Source organism: Pseudomonas sp. 05N434 (assembly GCF_056396965.1).
Map to the genome: position 1 here is coordinate 1 of NZ_JBFTMK010000734.1, position 1,983 is coordinate 1,983.

2 protein-coding genes are annotated in these 1,983 nt (G+C 59.7%); both read left to right on the forward strand.

The window, feature by feature from the left end; translation table 11 throughout:
• The first annotated feature begins 38 nt into the window (after nucleotides 1-38).
• Nucleotides 39-1,202 (forward strand): MFS transporter, encoded by a 1,164-nt coding sequence (locus tag AC1DLB_RS28750; protein WP_477786163.1) that lies wholly within the window; start codon nucleotides 39-41, stop codon nucleotides 1,200-1,202.
• Between the two features lie 35 nt (nucleotides 1,203-1,237).
• On the forward strand, nucleotides 1,238-1,983 hold a 746-nt coding region (locus AC1DLB_RS28755; protein WP_477786164.1), incomplete at its 3' end, for an arginase family protein.

Sequence of the window (1,983 nt, forward strand, 5' to 3'; positions counted from 1 at the left end):
GGTCCATGTGTTCTGAATTCATTCATCGGAGCTTGAACATGAACACCCAGACCAAACCGCTGACCAATCACCGTTCGCTCGCATCATCCCAACTGGCATTGCTGGCAGCCATTGTGTTGTTCGCCGCCATCACCCCGACCATCCTTATGACCGCACCGGCTGTGGCGGCGCAACTGGCAACTCAATGGCAGCTGAGCCCGTCACAGATAGGCAATCTGTTCTCCACCGAACTCGGTGCCATGAGCCTGGCCACCCTGCCCGCTCTCTGGTGGCTCAAACGTATCGACTGGCGCCGCGCCGCATTGCTGGCCGGGATACTGTTCATTGCAGCCAACCTGCTCTCGATGCTTGCCCACAATTATTCGCTACWCCTGGCATTGCGCTTTTGCAGCGCCCTGGCCGGCGGTTCACTGATGATCATCTGTCTGTCCAGCGCCGCCTCGACGTCCAACCCCGATCGCGTCTATGGCTTATGGGTGATGGGGCAACTGGTGGTCGGGGCGATTGGCTTGAGCATCCTGCCACGCCTGTTCGAACACTACGGGCTGTCAGCCTGCTACTTGATCCTTGCAGGGCTGATGACGGTCTTTTTGCCAATGGCCCGTTACTTTCCCCAAGGCAGCCCGCCGACTGAGAAAACCGCCGAGCGAGTAGCCCTCGCCTCGAAGTGGAAGGCGGCACTAGGCATTCTTGCCATCCTGAGTTTTTACATCAGCCTGAGCGGCGTCTGGACCTTTATCGGTTCCATCAGCACCCACGCCGGCCTCTCTGCCGAGTCCAGCGGCGAGATTCTTGCCGTTGCTACGGTGACAGGCATTGTCGGTGCGGGTTGTGCCTCGCTGATCGGCAATCGTCTGCCACGCCTGCTGTTGTTGCTGCTGGGTTACGGGCTGATGGCAGGCTCGGTGCTGCTGTTGCTGGGCCAACCTGAAATGCTGCGCTTTGCTTTGGCTGCGCTGCTTTTCAAGTTCACCTGGACCTTCATTCTGCCGTTGATTCTGGCCTGCCTGGCCGACCTCGACCGTTCCGGAAAACTGATGAATGCCTCCAACCTTGTGATCGGTGGTGGCCTCGCCATCGGCCCGACAGTGGCTGGCCGGCTGATCGAAGCCAGCGGCGGTTTCCAATCGCTGCTTATCGGAGGGGCCTGCATCACTTTGCTGTCCCTGGTGTTGATTCTGAGCTGCCGCCCTAGCGCGTGAGTGGTCCTTTTACCCTAAAGAAAATGGAAAGAACGATGAGCCGAAAAAGTGCGTTTTTCTTCGACGAACTCAGCCTCTGGCACAGCGCCGGACTGCACGCCTTGACCTTGCCGGTGGGAGGTTGGGTGCAACCGCCTGCCGCTGCCGGCCACGCCGAATCGCCGGAAACCAAGCGCCGTCTGAAGAGCCTGCTGGACGTTTCCGGCCTGACCCGACACTTACAGGTACGAAGCGCCAATGCGGCAGCGGATGAGGATCTGCTACGGGTTCATACGCCTGACTACCTGCAACGCTTCAAGGCCATGAGTGATGCCGGCGGCGGCGAATTGGGGCCGAACGCTCCCATTGGGCCCGGCAGTTATGAAATAGCCAGGCTGTCCGCCGGACTGGCCATGGCAGCGGTCGATGCCGTACTGTCCGGCGAGGTCGACAATGCCTACTCTCTGTCACGCCCACCGGGTCACCACTGCCTGGCCGACAGCGCCATGGGTTTCTGCTTCCTGGCCAATATCGCCATCGCCATTGAAGCCGCAAAAGCACACCGTGGCCTGGGCAAAGTCGCGGTGATCGACTGGGATGTGCACCACGGCAACGGTACTCAATCAATCTTTGAGGAACGCGGTGATGTGCTGACCATTTCGCTGCATCAAGACAGCTGTTTCCCCGCCGGTTACAGCGGTGAAGCCGATCGCGGCCGCGGCGCGGGATTGGGAGCGAATATCAATATTCCGTTGCCCCCAGGCTGCGGTCATGAGGCTTATCTCTATGCGATGGAGCGTAT